Genomic DNA, 16039 nt, shown 5'->3' with positions numbered 1-16039 from the left:
ATCTTCGCGCGCCCACGTTGCCGAAAACTCCGTTGCCCGCTAGTTTTCCCCGCGCTGGGAACCACGGACCCCTTTGGTTGCCAGCGACACCACGTTTCACAGAAGCGACGGTGCGCTCCGCCCGTCGCGCTAGGGACCTGAGGAGAACTGGTGCCGCTCCCGTCACTGACCCCCGAGCAGCGCGCTGCCGCGCTGGAGAAGGCCGCGGAGATCCGCAAGGCCCGTGCGAAGCTGAAGGAGGACCTCAAGCAGGGCAAGACCAGCCTCGCCACCGTCCTCGAGCAGGCCGAGGCTGACGACGTCGTCGGCAAGCTGAAGGTGTCGGCCGTCCTCCAGGCGATGCCGGGCATCGGCAAGATCCGGGCCACCCAGATCATGGAGAAGCTCAAGATCGCCGACAGCCGCCGCCTGCGCGGCCTCGGCGAGCAGCAGCGCAAGGCTCTGCTTGGAGAGTTCGCCGCCAACTGAACGCCGTAGGCGTGTAGAAACAAGCGATGAGCACGGATGACGAGGCGCGCCCGGCGGCTCGGCTCACTGTCCTGACCGGACCTTCGGGGGCCGGGCGGTGCAGTGTCGTCGAGCAGGTCCGGGCGCGCTTTCCGTTGGTGTGGGTGCCGGTGGTCGCCACCACCCGTGCCCCGTGCCCCGGTGAGGTGGACGGCGTCGACCGGCTCTTCCTCGACCCCGCCGGGTTCGACCGGATGATCGCCGCGGACGAGCTGCTGGAGTGGAGCCGGATCGGGCCGTACCGGCGGGGCGTGCCGCGGGAGGGTGTCCGGTCCCGGCTCGCCGAGGGCCGGCCGGTGCTGCTCCCGCTGGACCTGCCCGGTGCGCTCGCCGTCCGGGCCGCCGTGCCGGACCCGCAGCTGGTGCTCCTCGCCCCGCCCGGACACCGGCCGGACCCGGCCGTGGCCGCCGCCCTCACACACGCCGTGGCGCACGACCGGACCGAGCGTGCGGTGGACGAGCTGGTAGGCTTGCTCGGTTCTTCCTTCCTGGCTCCGGCCCAACCGCGCCCGAGCGGTTGAGAGGCCACCGCCTCCGGGCGGTGCATCAAGACGCAGAGGTTTATTCGTGGGATCCATCGCCACCAACCCCGAGGGCATCACCAACCCGCCGATCGACGAGCTCCTCGAGAAGACGACCTCGAAGTACGCGCTGGTGATCTTCGCCGCCAAGCGCGCGCGCCAGGTCAACGCCTACTACAGCCAGCTCGGTGAGGGCCTGCTGGAGTACGTCGGCCCGCTCGTGGAGACCACCCCCCAGGAGAAGCCGCTCTCCATCGCCATGCGCGAGATCAACGCGGGTCTGCTCACCGCCGAGCCGACCGACCAGCCGTAGCACCCGCCCGCGTCGATGTCCGCCGAGATCGTCCTCGGGGTCGGCGGCGGCATCGCCGCCTACAAGGCGTGTGAGCTGCTCCGGCTCTTCACCGAGTCGGGTCACCGGGTCCGCGTCGTGCCGACCGCGTCGGCGCTCCGGTTCGTCGGGGCGCCGACCTGGGCCGCGCTCTCCGGCCAGCCGGTCGCCGACGACGTCTGGTCGGACGTGCACGAGGTGCCGCACGTGCGCCTCGGCCAGCACGCCGATCTGGTCGTGGTGGCTCCCGCCACCGCCGACCTGCTCGCCAAGGCCGCCCACGGGCTCGCCGACGACCTGCTCACCAACACCCTGCTGACCGCCCGCTGCCCGGTGGTGCTCGCCCCGGCCATGCACACCGAGATGTGGGAGCACCCGGCCACCGTCGCCAACGTGGCGACCCTGCGGTCGCGGGGCGTGCGGGTGATCGAGCCGGCGGTCGGCCGGCTGACCGGCAAGGACACCGGCAAGGGCCGGCTGCCCGACCCGGCGGAGATTTTCGCGGTCGCCCGGCGGGCCCTCGCCCGGGGCGTCGCCGCCCCGGCCGACCTGGCCGGCCGGCACGTGGTGGTCACCGCCGGCGGCACCCGCGAGCCGCTCGACCCGGTCCGCTTCCTCGGCAACCGCTCCTCCGGCAAGCAGGGCTACGCGTTCGCCCGCGCCGCCGTCGCCCGGGGCGCCCGGGTCACCCTGGTCTCCGCCAACGTCACGCTCGCCGAGCCGGCCGGCGTGGACCTGGTCCGGGTCGGCACCACCGAGGAGCTGCGCAAGGCCACCCTCGAGGCGGCCGCGGACGCGGACGCCGTGGTGATGGCCGCCGCCCCCGCCGACTTCCGGCCGGCGAGCTACGCGCCCGGAAAGATCAAGAAGGCGGACGACGGCAGCGCCCCCACCATCGAGCTGGTCACCAACCCGGACATCGCGGCGGAGCTGGGCCGGCGTCGCCGGCCGGAGCAGGTGCTGGTCGTCTTCGCCGCCGAGACCGGCGACGCCGAGGCGAACGGCCGGGCCAAGCTCGCCCGCAAGCGGGCCGACCTGATCGTCATCAACGAGGTGGGCGTGGACAAGGTCTTCGGCGCCGAGACCAACGCCGCCACGGTGATCGGGGCGGACGGTGCGGTGCACCGGCTGCCCGAGCAGCCCAAGGAGGAGCTGGCCGACGCGGTCTGGGACCTCGTGGTCGCCCGGCTGATTGAGCAATCCTGACGGTTGGTCACCGCGCATTCCAGGGGTCACCCTGGGAGACAGGTGATTAAACTGCCGCCGAGCGACCTTTTCAAAGAGTTTTCACATGCTTAGGAGTGCCGTGACACGTCTCTTCACGTCCGAATCGGTCACGGAAGGCCACCCGGACAAGATCGCCGACCAGATCAGTGACGGCATCCTCGACGCGCTGCTCGCCCAGGACCCGCACAGCCGGGTCGCGGTCGAGACCCTGATCACCACGGGCCAGGTCCACGTGGCCGGTGAGGTGACCACCAAGGCGTACGCGGACATCCCGACCATCGTCCGGGAGACCATCCTGGAGATCGGGTACGACTCGTCGAAGAAGGGCTTCGACGGCGCCTCCTGCGGTGTCAGCGTCTCCATCGGCGCCCAGTCGCCGGACATCGCGCAGGGCGTGGACAACGCGTTCGAGCTGCGTACCGGCTCGTCGGAGAGCGCGCTCGACGCGCAGGGCGCCGGCGACCAGGGCATGATGTTCGGCTTCGCCTGCTCGGAGACGCCCGAGCTGATGCCGCTGCCGATCGCGCTCGCCCACCGGCTGGCCCGCCGCCTCGCCGCGGTGCGCAAGGACGGCACGATCCCGTACCTGCGGCCGGACGGCAAGACCCAGGTGACCATCGAGTACGACGGGCTGCGCCCGGTCCGGCTCGACACCGTCGTGGTCTCCAGCCAGCACGCGGCCGACATCTCGCTGGACTCGCTACTCACCCCGGACATCCGGGACCACGTGATCACTCCCGAGCTGGAGGGCCTCGGTCTCGACATCGACGGCTACCGGCTGCTGGTCAACCCGACCGGGCGCTTCGAGATCGGCGGTCCGATGGGTGACGCCGGCCTCACCGGCCGCAAGATCATTGTCGACACGTACGGCGGCTACGCCCGGCACGGTGGCGGCGCCTTCTCCGGCAAGGACCCGTCCAAGGTGGACCGCTCGGCCGCGTACGCGATGCGCTGGGTGGCCAAGAACGTGGTCGCCGCCGGCCTCGCCGAGCGCTGCGAGGCGCAGGTCGCGTACGCGATCGGCAAGGCCCACCCGGTCAGCCTCTTCATCGAGACCTTCGGCACCGAGACCGTGCCGGTCGCCTCGATCGAGAAGGCCGTCGCCGAGGTGTTCGACCTGCGCCCGGCCGCGATCATCCGGGACCTCAACCTGCTCCGCCCGATCTACCAGCAGACCGCCGCGTACGGCCACTTCGGCCGGGAGCTGCCGGACCTGACCTGGGAGAGCACCGACCGGGCCGCCGACCTCAAGTCGGCTGCGGGAGCCTGACCGCGACCAGGCGCAGCGACCGGCGACCCGCCGACGGGTCGCCGGTCGCTCGCGTCTGCGTGGACCTGCCCCTGGCCCACCTCGACCGGCCGTTCGACTATCTGGTCCCCGCCGAGCTGGACGCCCAGGCCCGGCCCGGGGTGCGGGTGAAGGTGCGCTTCGCCGGCCAACTCGTCGACGGCTGGCTGCTGGACCGGGTGGCGGAGTCCGACCACCCCCGGCTGGCGTACCTGGAGAAGGTGGTCTCGCCGGTGCCGGTGCTGGCGCCGGAGGTCGCCCGGCTGGCCCGCGCGGTCGCCGACCGGTACGCCGGCAGCCTCGCCGACGTGCTCCGGCTCGCCGTGCCGCCCCGGCACGCCCGGGTCGAGAAGGACGTCACCGCAGCCGCGCAGCTCGGCGATGCCGACGACCCGGCTGCCGCGGCTGGGACGACCGGCGATGCCGACGACCCGTCCGCCGTGGCTGCGACGACCGGCGATGCCGACGACCCGGCCGCCGCGGCTGGGACGACCGGCGATGCCGACGACCCGTCCGCCGTGGCTGCGACGACCGGCGACGCCGACGACCCGGCCACCGCGGCGCCGACCGGCGACGCCGACGGTACGGGCGGGGGAGGCGCCACCGCCGGGGCCGACCCGCCGGCCGCCGAGATGGTCGCCGGGCCGTCGTCGCAGGCGGTCGCCCGACCGTCCGCGCCGGCCGGCGGCGACCGGACCAGCGTGGACCCGCGCGGGTGGCGGGACTATCCGGCCGGGCCGGCCTTCCTGCGGGCGCTCACCGACGGGCGGGCGCCGCGCGCGGTCTGGTCCGCGCTGCCCGGGGAGGACTGGGCGGCCCGGTACGCGGACGCGGTCGCCGCCACCGTGGCCGGTGGCCGGGGCGCGCTGGTCGTGGTGGCCGACGCCCGGGACCTGGACCGCCTCGACGCCGCCCTGACCGGCACCCTCGGGCCGGGCCGGCACGTCTGCCTCTCCGCCGCGCTCGGCCCGGCCCGGCGCTACCGGGCCTTCCTCGCCGCCCTGCGGGGCGACGTGCCCGTGGTGATCGGCACCCGGGCGGCGATGTTCGCCCCGGCCGGGCGGCTCGGCCTCGTGGCGATCTGGGACGACGGCGACGACCTGCACGCCGAGCCCCGGGCGCCGTACCCGCACGCCCGGGAGGTGCTGCTCACCCGGGCCCAGCTCGGCGCGGCGGCGGCACTGGTCGGCGGGTACGCGCGCACCGCGGAGGCGCAGCTGCTGGTGGAGACCGGCTGGGCCCGTGAGGTGGTCGCCGACCGGGCGACCGTACGGGCCCGGGTGCCGGCGATCGCGCCGACCGGGGACGACCCGCAGCTGGCCCGGGACCCCGGCGCGGCCTCCGCCCGGCTGCCCAGCCTGGCCTGGACCGCCGCCCGGGACGCGCTCCGCGACGACCTGCCGGTGCTGGTCCAGGTGCCCCGCCGGGGCTACCTGCCCTCGGTCGCCTGTACCGACTGCCGGACGCCGGCCCGCTGCCCGCACTGCGCCGGGCCGCTCGCGTTGCCGGCCGCCGACGGGGTGCCCGCCTGCCGCTGGTGCGGCCGGGTCGTCGCCGCGTACGCCTGCCCGGAGTGCGGTGGACGGCGGCTGCGCGCCGCGGTCACCGGCGCCCGGCGGACTGCTGAGGAGTTGGGGCGCGCCTTCCCGGGGGTGCCGGTCCGCACCTCCGGGCGGGAGGAGGTGCTGAGCACGGTGCTGGGCGGGGCGGGCGTGGTGGTTGCCACGCCGGGCGCGGAGCCGGTCGCCGAGGGTGGCTACGGGGCGGTGCTGCTGCTCGACTCGTGGGCGCTGCTCACCCGGGCCGACCTGCGGGCCGGGGAGGAGGCGCTGCGCCGCTGGCTGGCCGCGGCCGCGCTGGCCCGCCCGGGCGCGACGGGCGGCCGGGTGGTGGTGGTCGCCGACGGCGCCCTCGCCCCGGTGCAGGCCCTGCTGCGCTGGGACGCGGCCTGGTTCGCCGTCCGGGAACTGGCCGAGCGCCGTGAGCTGGGTTTCCCCCCGGCGGTACGGATGGCCAGCGTCACCGGTGTGGCGGACGCGGTGGCGGACCTGCTCGCCGGGGCCCGGCTGCCGGACGGCGCGGAGGTGCTCGGTCCGGTCCCCGCCGCCGAGGGGCGGGAGCGGATGCTGGTCCGGGTGCCCCGGGCCCGGGCGGCCGCGCTCGCCGAGGCGCTGCACGCGGCGGCCGGACAACGCAGCGCCCGCAAGGCCGCCGACCCGGTCCGCCTCCAGGTGGACCCGCTCAGCCTCTTCTGATCACCCCGCACCCCGCCTCCCACCGCCCCGCGCTCCGCCGGCCGCGCCGCTCGCCACGAGGCAGACCGAGGCACGCCCGGGAAGCGTGGCCGTCCGGCGTCGGATGGCCACGCTTTCCGGGAATCTTCGGGTGTTTCGGCAGTTCCGCAGAGGCGTGCCGCACACCTCGTCCGGCAAATGGGTAGAGACTGCGTGATAGCATCGCCCGTCATGCCCGGGGGCGCGACGCAGGCGAGAGCGCGGTGACGACGGCGTCAGGTCGTGGCGCGGCGTCAGGCGCGCCGAGCTGGGGTTGTCGGGGGCGACGCCAAATCGATGATGTCAATCAGCCGGTGAGCAGGGGTGGACCAGTCGTGACCGTCCGTCAATCGATCGTCTTCAACGGTGACCTCGGCAGCGGCAAGAGCACCGTCTCCGTCGAGATCGCCAAGCGGCTGGGGCTGCGCCGGGTCAGCGTCGGTGACCTCTACCGGCAGATGGCCCAGGAGCGGCAGATGACCGCCCTCCAGCTCAACCTGCACGCCGAGCTGGACCGGGCCGTCGACGGGTACGTCGACCAGCTCCAGCGGGACATCGCCGCCTCCGGTGAGCGCCTGGTGATGGACTCCCGGCTGGCCTGGCACTTCTTCACCGACGCGCTCAAGGTGCACATGATCACCGAGCCGACCGAGGCGGCCCGGCGGGTGCTGGCCCGCCCGTCCGGCCCGGCCGAGAGCTACGCCTCGCTGGAGGAGGCCCGGGCCAAGCTCCGGGAGCGCAGCGAGAGCGAGCGCGGCCGGTTCCTGGTCCGGTACGGCGTCGACAAGGCGCGGCTGCGCAACTACGACCTGATCTGCGACACCACCCGGGCCACCCCGGAGCAGGTGATCCAGCACGTCATCGACGTGTTCGAGGGGCGGCTCGGCGAGGACGTGCTGCGTGAGGGCCAGCCGTTGCTGCTGCTGGACCCGGCCCGGGTCTACCCGACCGAGGACATCGCCACGCTGCGGGGCCTCTGGGACTCCGAGTTCGTCGGTGACGTGGCCGAGGCCGGCGACGAGGCCCTGGAGCCGCTCACCATCGGCTACACCGGGGAGTACTTCTTCGTGGTCGACGGACACCGCCGGCTCAGCGCCGCCCTGCAGAACGGCTTTCCGCTGGTGCCCGCCAAGCTGGTCGCCGAGGTCGACGAGCCGGTCGTCGGCGGGATGAGCGCGGTCGACTACTTCGCCGCCCAGGTCAATCCCAGCCTGATCCACGACTGGGCGGCCGCCCACGGGATCGCGCTGCCGCTGCCCGAGCACGCCCTGCTCGGTGGGGACGCGGTGCTGGCCGGGGAGCCGGGCGCCGGCGCCTGAGCAGGGGGCGGCGTCCTGGCCGGGCCGCCCGAGCGCCGGGTCCGGCTCACCCCGCGCGGCTACGCCACCCTGCCCGTCACCCTCGGTGACGGCGTCACCGAGGGTGACGGGTCGCCGGGCGCCGATCGCGGTACGCCGGCCGGGGCGGCAGGGACGACTCCGTAGACTGGTACGGCACCACTCGTTTCAGACAAGGAGCCACTCCGCGTGACCGTTCAGCCCATCCGTCTGTTCGGGGATCCGGTGCTGCGCACGCCGGCCGACCGGGTCGTCGACTTCGACGCCGAGCTGCGCAAGCTGATCGCCGACCTGACCGACACGATGCGCGAGCAGAACGGTGCCGGCCTGGCCGCGCCGCAGCTCGGGGTGGGCCTGCGGGTGTTCACCTTCGACGTCGACGACGTCCTCGGGCACCTGGTGAACCCGGTGCTGGAGTTCCCCGACGAGGAGGAGCAGGACGGCCCGGAGGGCTGCCTGTCCATCCCCGGGCTCTACTTCGACACCAAGCGCCGGCAGAACGTCATCGCCAAGGGCTTCAACGGCTACGGGGATCCGCTGCAGATCGTCGGCACCGGCCTGATGGCCCGGTGCGTGCAGCACGAGACCGACCACCTCGACGGGGTGCTCTTCGTCGACCGCCTCGACCCGGCCGGCCGGAAGGCGGCCATGAAGGCGATCCGCGAGGCCGAGTGGTACGACGCGGGTGCCCCGCCGACCGTCAAGCTCAGCCCGCATGCCGCCGGCAACCCGTTCGGCCTGGGGCGGTGACCGGGTGCGTCTGATCTTCGCCGGCACGCCGGCCGTCGCCGTTCCCGCCCTGGACGCCGTCGCCGCGTCCCGTCACGAGCTGCTGGCCGTGGTGACCCGTCCTGATGCGCCCGCCGGCCGTGGCCGCGGCCTGGTCCGCTCGCCGGTCGGCGCTTGGGCCGACGCGCACGGCGTCGAGGTGCTCACCCCGGCGAAGCCGCGCGAGCCCGAGTTCCTGGACCGGCTCCGCGAGCTGGCCCCGGACTGCGTGCCGGTGGTCGCGTACGGGGCGCTGGTGCCGCCGGTGGCGCTGGAGATCCCCCGGCACGGCTGGATCAACCTGCACTTCTCGCTGCTCCCCGCCTGGCGGGGCGCGGCCCCCGTGCAGCACGCGGTGTTGCACGGCGACGAGGTGACCGGCGCCAGCGTCTTCCAGTTGGAGGCGGGGCTGGACACCGGCCCGGTGTATGGCACGCTCACCGACGAGATCCGCCCCACCGACACCTCCGGGGATCTGCTGGAGCGGCTCGCCTACGCGGGCGCGGGCCTGCTGGTGGGCGTCCTCGACGCGCTCGAGGACGGGACCGCCCGGGCCGAGCCGCAGCCCGCCGACGGGGTGTCCCTCGCGCCGAAGCTGACCGTCGAGGACGCCCGGGTCCGCTGGGCCGACCCGGCGTTCGCCGTGGACCGGCGGATCCGCGCCTGCACCCCGGCCCCCGGCCCGTGGACGACCTTCCGCGGCGACCGGGTGAAGCTCGGCCCGGTCACCCCGGTGGCCGGTGGCCCGGAGCTGAAGCCCGGCGAACTGCTGGTCGAGAAGTCCCGCGTGCTGGCCGGCACGGCCACCGTCCCGGTGCGGCTCGATGAGGTGCGGGCGGCCGGCAAGAAGGCCATGTCGGCGAGCGACTGGGCGCGCGGCGCCCGGGTCGTCGCCGGCGAGGAGTTCGCGTGACGGGGCCGTCCGAGCCCCGGGACGAGCGCTTCTCCACCGGCGGGCCGCGCGGCGGGTCGGCCCGGCCGCCCGCCGGTGACCGCGCGGGACGGCCCCGCGACGGCGAGCCCTCCGGTGGTGGCGAGCGCGGCCCGCGGTACGCCTCCGACGACGCCGGCCGCTCCGGCGGTGGGCGCGGTGCGGGGCGGTACCCCGGTCCCGAGCGCTCCCGAGAGGGCCGCCGGCCCGTCGGCGGCGAGCGGGCCGAGCGCCCGGCCCGGCCGGGGGAGCGGTCGCCTCGCGAGGGGCGCTTCGGCGCCGGCCGCCGGCCCGGCCGGCCGGCCGTCGACCTGCCGCGGCACGTGGCGTACCAGGCGATCGCGGCGGTGCACCGGGACGACGCGTACGCCAACCTGGTGCTGCCGGCCATGCTGCGCGACGAGGGGATGGCCGGCCGGGACGCCGCCTTCGCCACCGAGTTGACCTACGGCACGCTGCGGCACACCGGCACCCTGGACGCGATCATCACCGACGCCGCCGGCCGGGACGTGCAGCGGATCGACCCGCCGGTGCGGGACGCGCTGCGGCTCGGGGCGTACCAGCTGCTGCACACCCGGGTCCCGGCGCACGCGGCGGTCTCCTCGACCGTGGACCTGGTCCGGGCGGTCGGCCCGGGCGCCACCGGCTTCGCCAACGCGGTGCTCCGCGAGGTGGCCACCCGCGACCTCGACGGCTGGGTGACGAAGCTCGCCCCGTCGGAGCAGACCGACCCGATCGGGCACCTGGCACTGGCGTACAGCCATCCGCAGTGGATCGTCCGGGCCTTCGCCGAGGCGCTCGGCGGTGATCTGGGTGAGACGAGGCGGCTGCTCATCGAGGACAACGAGCGTCCCCCGGTGCATCTGTGCGCCCGGCCCGGTCTGGTCGACCCGATCGAGCTGGCCGACGAGGTCGGCGGGGCGCCGGGTGCCTTCTCGCCGTACGCCGTCTATCTGCCCGGCGGTGCGCCGGGGGAGCTGCCGGCGCTGGCCGAGGGACGCGCCCACGTCCAGGACGAGGGCTCCCAGCTGGTGGCGAACGCCCTGGCGGTCGCGCCGCTGGACGGCCCGGACGGCCGCTGGCTGGACCTGTGCGCCGGGCCCGGCGGTAAGGCCGGCCTGCTCGGCGCCCTCGCCGCGCAGCGCGGCGCCCGGCTCACCGCGGTCGAGGTGGCCGAGCACCGGGCGCGGCTGGTCGCGCAGGCCACCCGGGGCCTGCCGGTGAACGTGCTGAACACCGACGGGCGGACGGTCGGCTCGGATCCGAAGCTGCCCGAGGACCACTTCGACCGGGTGCTGGTCGACGCCCCGTGCACCGGGCTCGGTTCGCTGCGTCGGCGGCCCGAGTCCCGCTGGCGCCGGCAGCCGTCCGACCTGCCGCCGCTGACCCGCCTGCAGCGGGAACTGCTCACCGCGGCGCTGCGCGCGGTCCGTCCGGGCGGGCTGGTCGCGTACGTGACCTGCTCGCCGCACATCGTGGAGACGCACGTGACGGTGACCGAGGCGTCCCGCCGGGCGGGGTTCCCGGTCGACTTCGTCGACGCCCGGCCGCTGCTGCCAGCGGGTATGCCGGGGCTCGGGGACGGGCCGACCGTGCAGCTGTGGCCGCATCGGCACGGCACCGACGCGATGTTCCTGGCGGTGCTGCGGCGGGGCTGAGCAGCCACGTCTGGTGCCGCCTGGGGCAGGCCCTGACCGACCTTTCCTGGGCCCCGTGCCTGCCATCCGCCGGGCCTCCGCGGCTCGGCGGGCGCGGGCGCACACCCGGCGCGCGCGGGGTGTGCATCCCGGCTGGGGAGTGGGCATGCGGGATGTGACACCCCGTTGACTATCTGATCGACGCATGTAACTGTTCCGATCACCGGTCCGTCGACGCCGAGGGCTGCACCGGAGCCCACGCGTCGCGCCCACCCCGCCCCGCCGACCCCCACGAGGAGTCCACATGAGACGCCGCACCCCGACCGCGGGCCTCACGCTCGCCCTCTTCGCCGCCGTGACGGCGACGCTGGCCGGTGCCCCCGCCTCCGCCGTCCCCGCGCCGGTGGCCGCCGCGCCGGCCCTCGCCGCGCCGGACATCTCGGTGACCAACGTGCAGGCCCACCTCACCCAGTTCAACACCATCGCCACCAGCAACGGGGGCAACCGGCGGGCCGGCTCGGCCGGCTACACCGCCTCGGTCGCCTACGTGAAGGGCAAGCTCCAGGCGGCCGGCTACACCGTCACCGAGCAGACCTGCACCACCTGCACCTACCCCGGCAGCAACCTGATCGCCGAGTGGCCGCAGGGCCCCGCCGACCAGGTGGTCATGTTCGGCGCCCACCTGGACGGCGTCTCCGCCGGCCCGGGGATCAACGACAACGGCTCCGGCTCGGCGACCCTGCTGGAGAACGCGCTGGTGCTCGCCGCGCAGAACCCGACCATGACCAAGCGGGTCCGGATCGCCTGGTGGAACGGCGAGGAGCAGGGCCTGCAGGGCTCGAAGCACTACGTCAACCAGCTGACCACCACCCAGCGGGGCTACATCAAGGGCTACTACAACTTCGACATGGTCGCCTCGCCCAATGGCGGCTACTTCATCAACCGGGTCACCTCCACCACGGCCGCCCCGCTGAAGGCGTACTGGGACTCGCTCAACCTCCAGCCGGAGGAGAACACCGAGGGACAGGGCCGGTCCGACGACTACTCGTTCGCCAACGCCGGCATCCCCACCTCCGGCTACGCGGCGGGCGCCAGCTACACCAAGACCGCGGCGCAGGCCAGCAAGTGGGGCGGCACCGCGGGGGCGGCGTACGACGGCTGCTACCACCGCTCCTGCGACACCACGAGCAACATCAACGCGACCATCCTCAACCGCGCCGCGGACGGGATCGCGTACGCGATCTGGCAGCTCGCGGTCGGCGGCACCCCGACCAACGACTTCTCCGTCGCGGTGAGCCCAACCTCGGGCAGCGTGGCCCGGGGCGGTACCACCACCGCGACCGTCAGCACCGCCACCACCAGCGGCAGCGCCCAGACGGTCAGCCTCTCCGCCACCGGCGCGCCGAGCGGGGTCACCGTCTCGTTCAGCCCGTCCTCGGTCACCTCGGGCGGCTCGGCCACGATGACCGTCTCCGCCTCGTCGACCGCCGCCGCCGGCACCTGGACCATCACGGTGACCGGCACCGGCTCGGTCACCCACAGCACCAGCTACACCCTCACCGTGACCGGCACCGGCGGCTGCGTCGGCGGGCAGCTCATCGGCAACAGCAGCTTCGAGTCGGGCACCACCCCGTGGACCGCCAGCTCGGGCGTGATCACCAGCTCGTCGAGCCAGCCGGCGCGCACCGGGTCGTACAAGGCGTGGCTGGACGGGTACGGCACCAGCCACACCGACACGCTCTCGCAGTCGGTGACCCTCCCGACCGGCTGCGCCAGCTACACGCTGGCCTTCTGGCTGCACATCGACACCGCCGAGACCACCACGACGACGGCGTACGACAAGCTGACCGTGCAGGTCGGCACGACCACGCTGGCGACGTACTCGAACCTGAACGCCGCCGGCGGCTACCAGCAGCGCACGTTCAACCTGGCCGGGTACGCCGGGCAGACGGTGACGCTGAAGTGGACCGGCGTGGAGGACGCCTCCCTGCAGACCAGCTTCGTCGTGGACGACGTGACGCTGCAGGTCGGCTGACCGGTCGACGGGGCGGGACCGACCGCGGTCGGCCCCGCCCCGCGCGGCTCACCGGACCGGCAGGGCCTTGCTGCCGGCGCCCTTCAGCGACTTCGTCAGCGTGCGGTCCGACACCCAGAGGAAGCACTGCACGCCCCGGTCGCCGTTCGTCCACTCCTCGTCGAAGGGGTGGTAGATGATCGTGCCGGACCGGTACTGCATGTCGCTGTTGTTCGGCACCTTGACGTACTTCGCGATCAGCCCCTGGCACGCCTTGTGCGCCCGCAGGGAGGTGCGCTTGAACTCGGCGTACGTGATGTCGGGGAACTGGTAGACCCCGACGAACTCGGCGTGGTGCTTGGCCGTGCAGGCGACCGGCTGCATCTGCTCGATGTCGTCCTTCTTGAGCTTCGGGTTGTAGCAGCCCAGGGTCAGCGGGGATCCCGGCGCCAGGGCGCCGCGCAGGCTGGCGGAGCGGGCGGTCACGCTGCGGTCGTCCAGGCTGGCCACCTCGGAGAGGTCGCAGCGGAACCAGCGGGCCCCGCCGGCCCAGGCCGACGGCGACGGGAAGACGACGGAGAGTTGCAGCCGTCCCGACCGCCAGTCGGCTCCGACCGCCTTGCTGACCCGCCCGTCACACTCCGCGTGCGCGGTCCGCATCCCGGTGGACCCGGCGCGCGGGGGTGCCCCCCGGTCGGCGTCCGGGCCGGTCAGCGTGCCCACGTGTAGCGTCTCGCTGCGGTGCGACGCGGTGCAGTCGACCGGGTTGTAGCCGCTGAGGTAGCCGATGTCCTGGATCGTGGGATGGCAGACCCCGGCCTCCGGCAGGAAGGCCTTGGCCGCCGGAGCGGCGGGCCAGTCGTCGGTCAGGTCCCGGTCCACCCCCGCCGGCGCGCCGCATCCGGCGAGCGCCAGTGCCACCGTCATGCCGACGGCGAGCGCCGTCCCCCATCGCCGCATCGCGCACCGACCTCCCCGTCGCGGACCGCCTGCGTCGACCGTTTCCGGCTCGGCGCGCGCCGCGCCGCGACCCCGGAACGGTCGACTGCCACGGCGGTGCAGCATACGGCACCGGCGCTCAGATTACGGGGAGTCCCTCCGGGCCGATTGTCGTGACCGTCCCTGTTGGAGTGTTGCCCGGTCGTTCGGCCGGTGGCGGATGGCCTTTCGTGCCGAGTTCCCGCATTCGACGGGTTGGCGCCGCACCGGGGGTCACGTCTGGATCACAGGGAGTCTCCGTCGGTGCCGCGGTGCGGACGGCGGGTGACCGCGTTCGTACACTGGCCCCGTGACCGTACCGCCGCAGATCGTCGCGCCCAGCATCCTGGCCGCCGATTTCGCCCGCCTCGCCGACGAGGTCCGCGCCGTCGAGCACGCCGCCGACTGGTTGCACGTGGACGTGATGGACAACCACTTCGTGCCGAACCTGACCATCGGGCTGCCGGTGGTGCAGAGCCTGCGCGCGGTGACCGAGCTGCCCTTCGACGTGCACCTGATGATCGAGGACCCGCGCCGCTGGGCCCCCGGGTACGCCGACGCCGGCGCGTACAACGTCACCTTCCACGCCGAGGCGTGCGACGACCCGGTGGCGCTGGCCAAGGACCTCCGCTCGGCCGGCGCGAAGGCGGGGCTGGCCGTCGACCGGGACACCCCGATCGAGCCGTACCTGGAGCTGCTGCCCAGCTTCGACACGTTGCTGATCATGACGATCAAGGCCGGCTTCGGCGGCCAGCGGTTCATCCCGCAACTGCTCGACAAGGTGCGTACCGCCCGGGAGCACGTCGACAGCGGCCACCTCGAGCTGCGGATCGAGGTCGACGGCGGGATCGCCGCCGACACCATCGAGCAGGCCGCCGCGGCGGGTGCCGACGCCTTCGTCGCGGGCACCGCGGTCTACGGCGCCGACGATCCCGCGGAGGCGGTACGCCGCCTGCGCGCCCTGGCGGAACGCGCGGCCCCCGGGGCCTGACGTGGACCCGGCCGGTGAGCGACCCGACGTCATCCTGGTCGTCGACGACGACGAGGACATCGCCCGTTTCGTCGAGTTCAACCTGCGCCTGCACGGTTTCGAGGTGCTGCACGCCAGTGACGGCCAGGAGGCCCTGGACGTCATCGAGCAGCAGCGGCCCGACCTGGCCGTGGTGGATCTCATGATGCCCCGGATCGACGGCCTGGAGCTGACCCGGCGGCTACGCGCCGACCCGATGACCTCGGCCCTCCCGGTGATCATGCTGACCGCCAAGGGGATGACCTCCGACAAGGTCAACGGCCTCAGCGCGGGCGCCGACGACTACCTGGTGAAACCCTTCGACACCGCCGAACTGGTCGCCCGGGTGAGCTCCACGCTGCGCCGCAACAAGGAGTTCCGCGAGGTCTCCCCGCTGACCGGGCTGCCCGGCAACAGCCGGATCCGGCGGGAGATCAGCGACCGGGTGCGCAACGGCGCCGACTACGCCGTCGGGTACATCGACATCGACCGGTTCAAGAGCGTCAACGACCGGTACGGCTTCGTCCGCGGCGACGAGTTCATCTCCGCGCTGGCCCGCAGCCTGCACCGGGCGGTGGTGTCGATCGGCCTGCCGCCGGCCTTCCTCGGCCACGTCGGCGGTGACGACTTCGTCATTGTCTGCACCCCCGAGCAGGTCCGCCCGCTGACCTTCCGGGCGGTGGAGGACTTCGAGAAGGCCGCCGACGCCCTCTACGACCCGATCGACCGGGAGCGCGGCTTCGTCGAGCTGAAGGACCGGCGGGGCAACATCCGCCGGGCCGCCCTGGTCACCCTCTCCATCGGGGTCTCCCTCTCCGATCCCGGGAAGCGCTTCACCAACCCCCTGGAGGCGATCGCCGTCGCCTCCGAGATGAAGACGGTCGCCAAGAGCCAACCCGGGTCGTACGTCGCGGTCGACCGCAGGCGCGGCGTTACGTGATCGTGCGGTCTTCCCTGTGAAGTACCTCGCCTATGTGGCGCGGCCCCCCACCCGGCGTGTAAGACTTCCGATGTACCCACCACGCGCTGGCGGGGCTCGGTGAAATTCCGAACCGGCGGTGATCCACGGTCCGACCGTGGTAAGCCCGCGACCCGGACGGCTCTGCCGCCCGGTGGACCTGGTGAGAATCCGGGGCCGACGGTTGGGGCGCGGCTCGTCCGCCCCCAGACAGTCCGGATGGGAGACAGCGCGCGGGACGGGGAGGCCCCTGCCGGCCG

Annotated in this window: 14 protein-coding genes, 1 pseudogene and 1 riboswitch; of the genes and pseudogenes, 14 read left to right on the top strand and 1 reads right to left on the bottom strand. The window is 74.0% G+C overall.

What is annotated here, in order from left to right:
- Positions 1-150: 150 nt before the first annotated feature.
- From mihF to ACFYM6_RS29180, 12 genes and pseudogenes are all read left to right on the top strand, one after another.
- Positions 151-468, top strand: a complete 318-nt coding sequence (gene mihF / locus ACFYM6_RS29235; protein WP_357442661.1) for an integration host factor, actinobacterial type — start codon at positions 151-153, stop codon at positions 466-468.
- Between the two features lie 26 nt (positions 469-494).
- On the top strand, positions 495-1028 hold the full coding sequence (locus ACFYM6_RS29230; protein WP_387280664.1) for a guanylate kinase: 534 nt from the start codon (positions 495-497) through the stop codon (positions 1026-1028).
- 46 nt (positions 1029-1074) lie between these two features.
- Positions 1075-1341 carry a DNA-directed RNA polymerase subunit omega gene (gene rpoZ, locus ACFYM6_RS29225; RefSeq protein ID WP_013285517.1) on the top strand — a complete coding sequence of 89 codons (267 nt, stop codon included), beginning with the start codon at positions 1075-1077 and terminating at the stop codon, positions 1339-1341.
- A 15-nt stretch (positions 1342-1356) separates the two neighbouring features.
- Positions 1357-2565 carry a bifunctional phosphopantothenoylcysteine decarboxylase/phosphopantothenate--cysteine ligase CoaBC gene (gene coaBC / locus ACFYM6_RS29220; protein ID WP_387280662.1) on the top strand — a complete coding sequence of 403 codons (1209 nt, stop codon included), beginning with the start codon at positions 1357-1359 and terminating at the stop codon, positions 2563-2565.
- An 85-nt stretch (positions 2566-2650) separates the two neighbouring features.
- Positions 2651-3856, top strand: a complete 1206-nt coding sequence (metK, locus tag ACFYM6_RS29215; RefSeq protein WP_387280660.1) for a methionine adenosyltransferase — start codon at positions 2651-2653, stop codon at positions 3854-3856.
- 59 nt (positions 3857-3915) lie between these two features.
- Positions 3916-4143: pseudogene (locus tag ACFYM6_RS29210) on the top strand (primosome assembly protein PriA); the annotation flags it as partial.
- Positions 4117-6129, top strand: a complete 2013-nt coding sequence (locus ACFYM6_RS29205; RefSeq protein WP_387280736.1) for a primosome assembly protein PriA — start codon at positions 4117-4119, stop codon at positions 6127-6129. The pseudogene ACFYM6_RS29210 and the gene ACFYM6_RS29205, both read left to right, overlap by 27 nt.
- A 353-nt stretch (positions 6130-6482) precedes the next feature.
- Entirely contained in the window at positions 6483-7466 is a 984-nt protein-coding gene (locus ACFYM6_RS29200; RefSeq protein WP_387280658.1) for an AAA family ATPase, read from the top strand.
- Between the two features lie 207 nt (positions 7467-7673).
- Entirely contained in the window at positions 7674-8234 is a 561-nt protein-coding gene (def, locus tag ACFYM6_RS29195) for a peptide deformylase (RefSeq protein WP_387280656.1), read from the top strand.
- 4 nt (positions 8235-8238) lie between these two features.
- Positions 8239-9165 carry a methionyl-tRNA formyltransferase gene (gene fmt, locus ACFYM6_RS29190; RefSeq protein ID WP_387280654.1) on the top strand — a complete coding sequence of 309 codons (927 nt, stop codon included), beginning with the start codon at positions 8239-8241 and terminating at the stop codon, positions 9163-9165.
- On the top strand, positions 9162-10841 hold the full coding sequence (locus ACFYM6_RS29185) for an RsmB/NOP family class I SAM-dependent RNA methyltransferase (RefSeq protein ID WP_387280652.1): 1680 nt from the start codon (positions 9162-9164) through the stop codon (positions 10839-10841). Before fmt ends, ACFYM6_RS29185 begins: the two co-directional genes overlap by 4 nt.
- Positions 10842-11124: 283 nt before the next feature.
- On the top strand, positions 11125-12855 hold the full coding sequence (locus ACFYM6_RS29180) for a M28 family metallopeptidase (protein ID WP_387280650.1): 1731 nt from the start codon (positions 11125-11127) through the stop codon (positions 12853-12855).
- Between the two features lie 48 nt (positions 12856-12903).
- Here the strand turns inward: ACFYM6_RS29180 and ACFYM6_RS29175 are convergent, their stop codons facing one another.
- Positions 12904-13794 carry a septum formation family protein gene (locus ACFYM6_RS29175; protein WP_387280648.1) on the bottom strand — a complete coding sequence of 297 codons (891 nt, stop codon included), beginning with the start codon at positions 13792-13794 and terminating at the stop codon, positions 12904-12906.
- A gap of 328 nt (positions 13795-14122) precedes the next feature.
- On the opposite strand from ACFYM6_RS29175, the gene rpe reads away from it, so the two are divergent.
- Both rpe and ACFYM6_RS29165 read left to right on the top strand, forming a co-directional pair.
- On the top strand, positions 14123-14803 hold the full coding sequence (gene rpe, locus ACFYM6_RS29170) for a ribulose-phosphate 3-epimerase (RefSeq protein ID WP_387280646.1): 681 nt from the start codon (positions 14123-14125) through the stop codon (positions 14801-14803).
- Between the two features lies 1 nt (position 14804).
- Positions 14805-15761: a response regulator gene (locus ACFYM6_RS29165; protein ID WP_387280644.1), complete on the top strand. Its 957-nt coding sequence runs from the start codon at positions 14805-14807 to the stop codon at positions 15759-15761.
- 81 nt (positions 15762-15842) lie between these two features.
- Positions 15843-16014: riboswitch (FMN riboswitch) on the top strand.
- Positions 16015-16039: the final 25 nt, after the last annotated feature.

Origin of the sequence: Micromonospora sp. NPDC006431, assembly GCF_042870725.1 — a bacterium.
GTDB lineage: Bacteria > Actinomycetota > Actinomycetes > Mycobacteriales > Micromonosporaceae > Micromonospora.
The sequence above is the reverse complement of the archived record's forward strand: the minus strand, read 5'-3'. Positions and strand labels throughout refer to the sequence as shown.

Excerpts from the sequence above, each read along its gene's own strand:
- ACFYM6_RS29230 (WP_387280664.1), top strand. The coding sequence starts at position 495 with ATGAGCACGGATGACGAGGCGCGCCCGGCGGCTCGGCTCACTGTCCTG.
- coaBC (WP_387280662.1), top strand. The coding sequence starts at position 1,357 with ATGTCCGCCGAGATCGTCCTCGGGGTCGGCGGCGGCATCGCCGCCTAC.
- metK (WP_387280660.1), top strand. The coding sequence starts at position 2,651 with ATGCTTAGGAGTGCCGTGACACGTCTCTTCACGTCCGAATCGGTCACG.
- ACFYM6_RS29180 (WP_387280650.1), top strand. The coding sequence starts at position 11,125 with ATGAGACGCCGCACCCCGACCGCGGGCCTCACGCTCGCCCTCTTCGCC.
- ACFYM6_RS29175 (WP_387280648.1), bottom strand. The coding sequence starts at position 13,794 with ATGCGGCGATGGGGGACGGCGCTCGCCGTCGGCATGACGGTGGCACTG.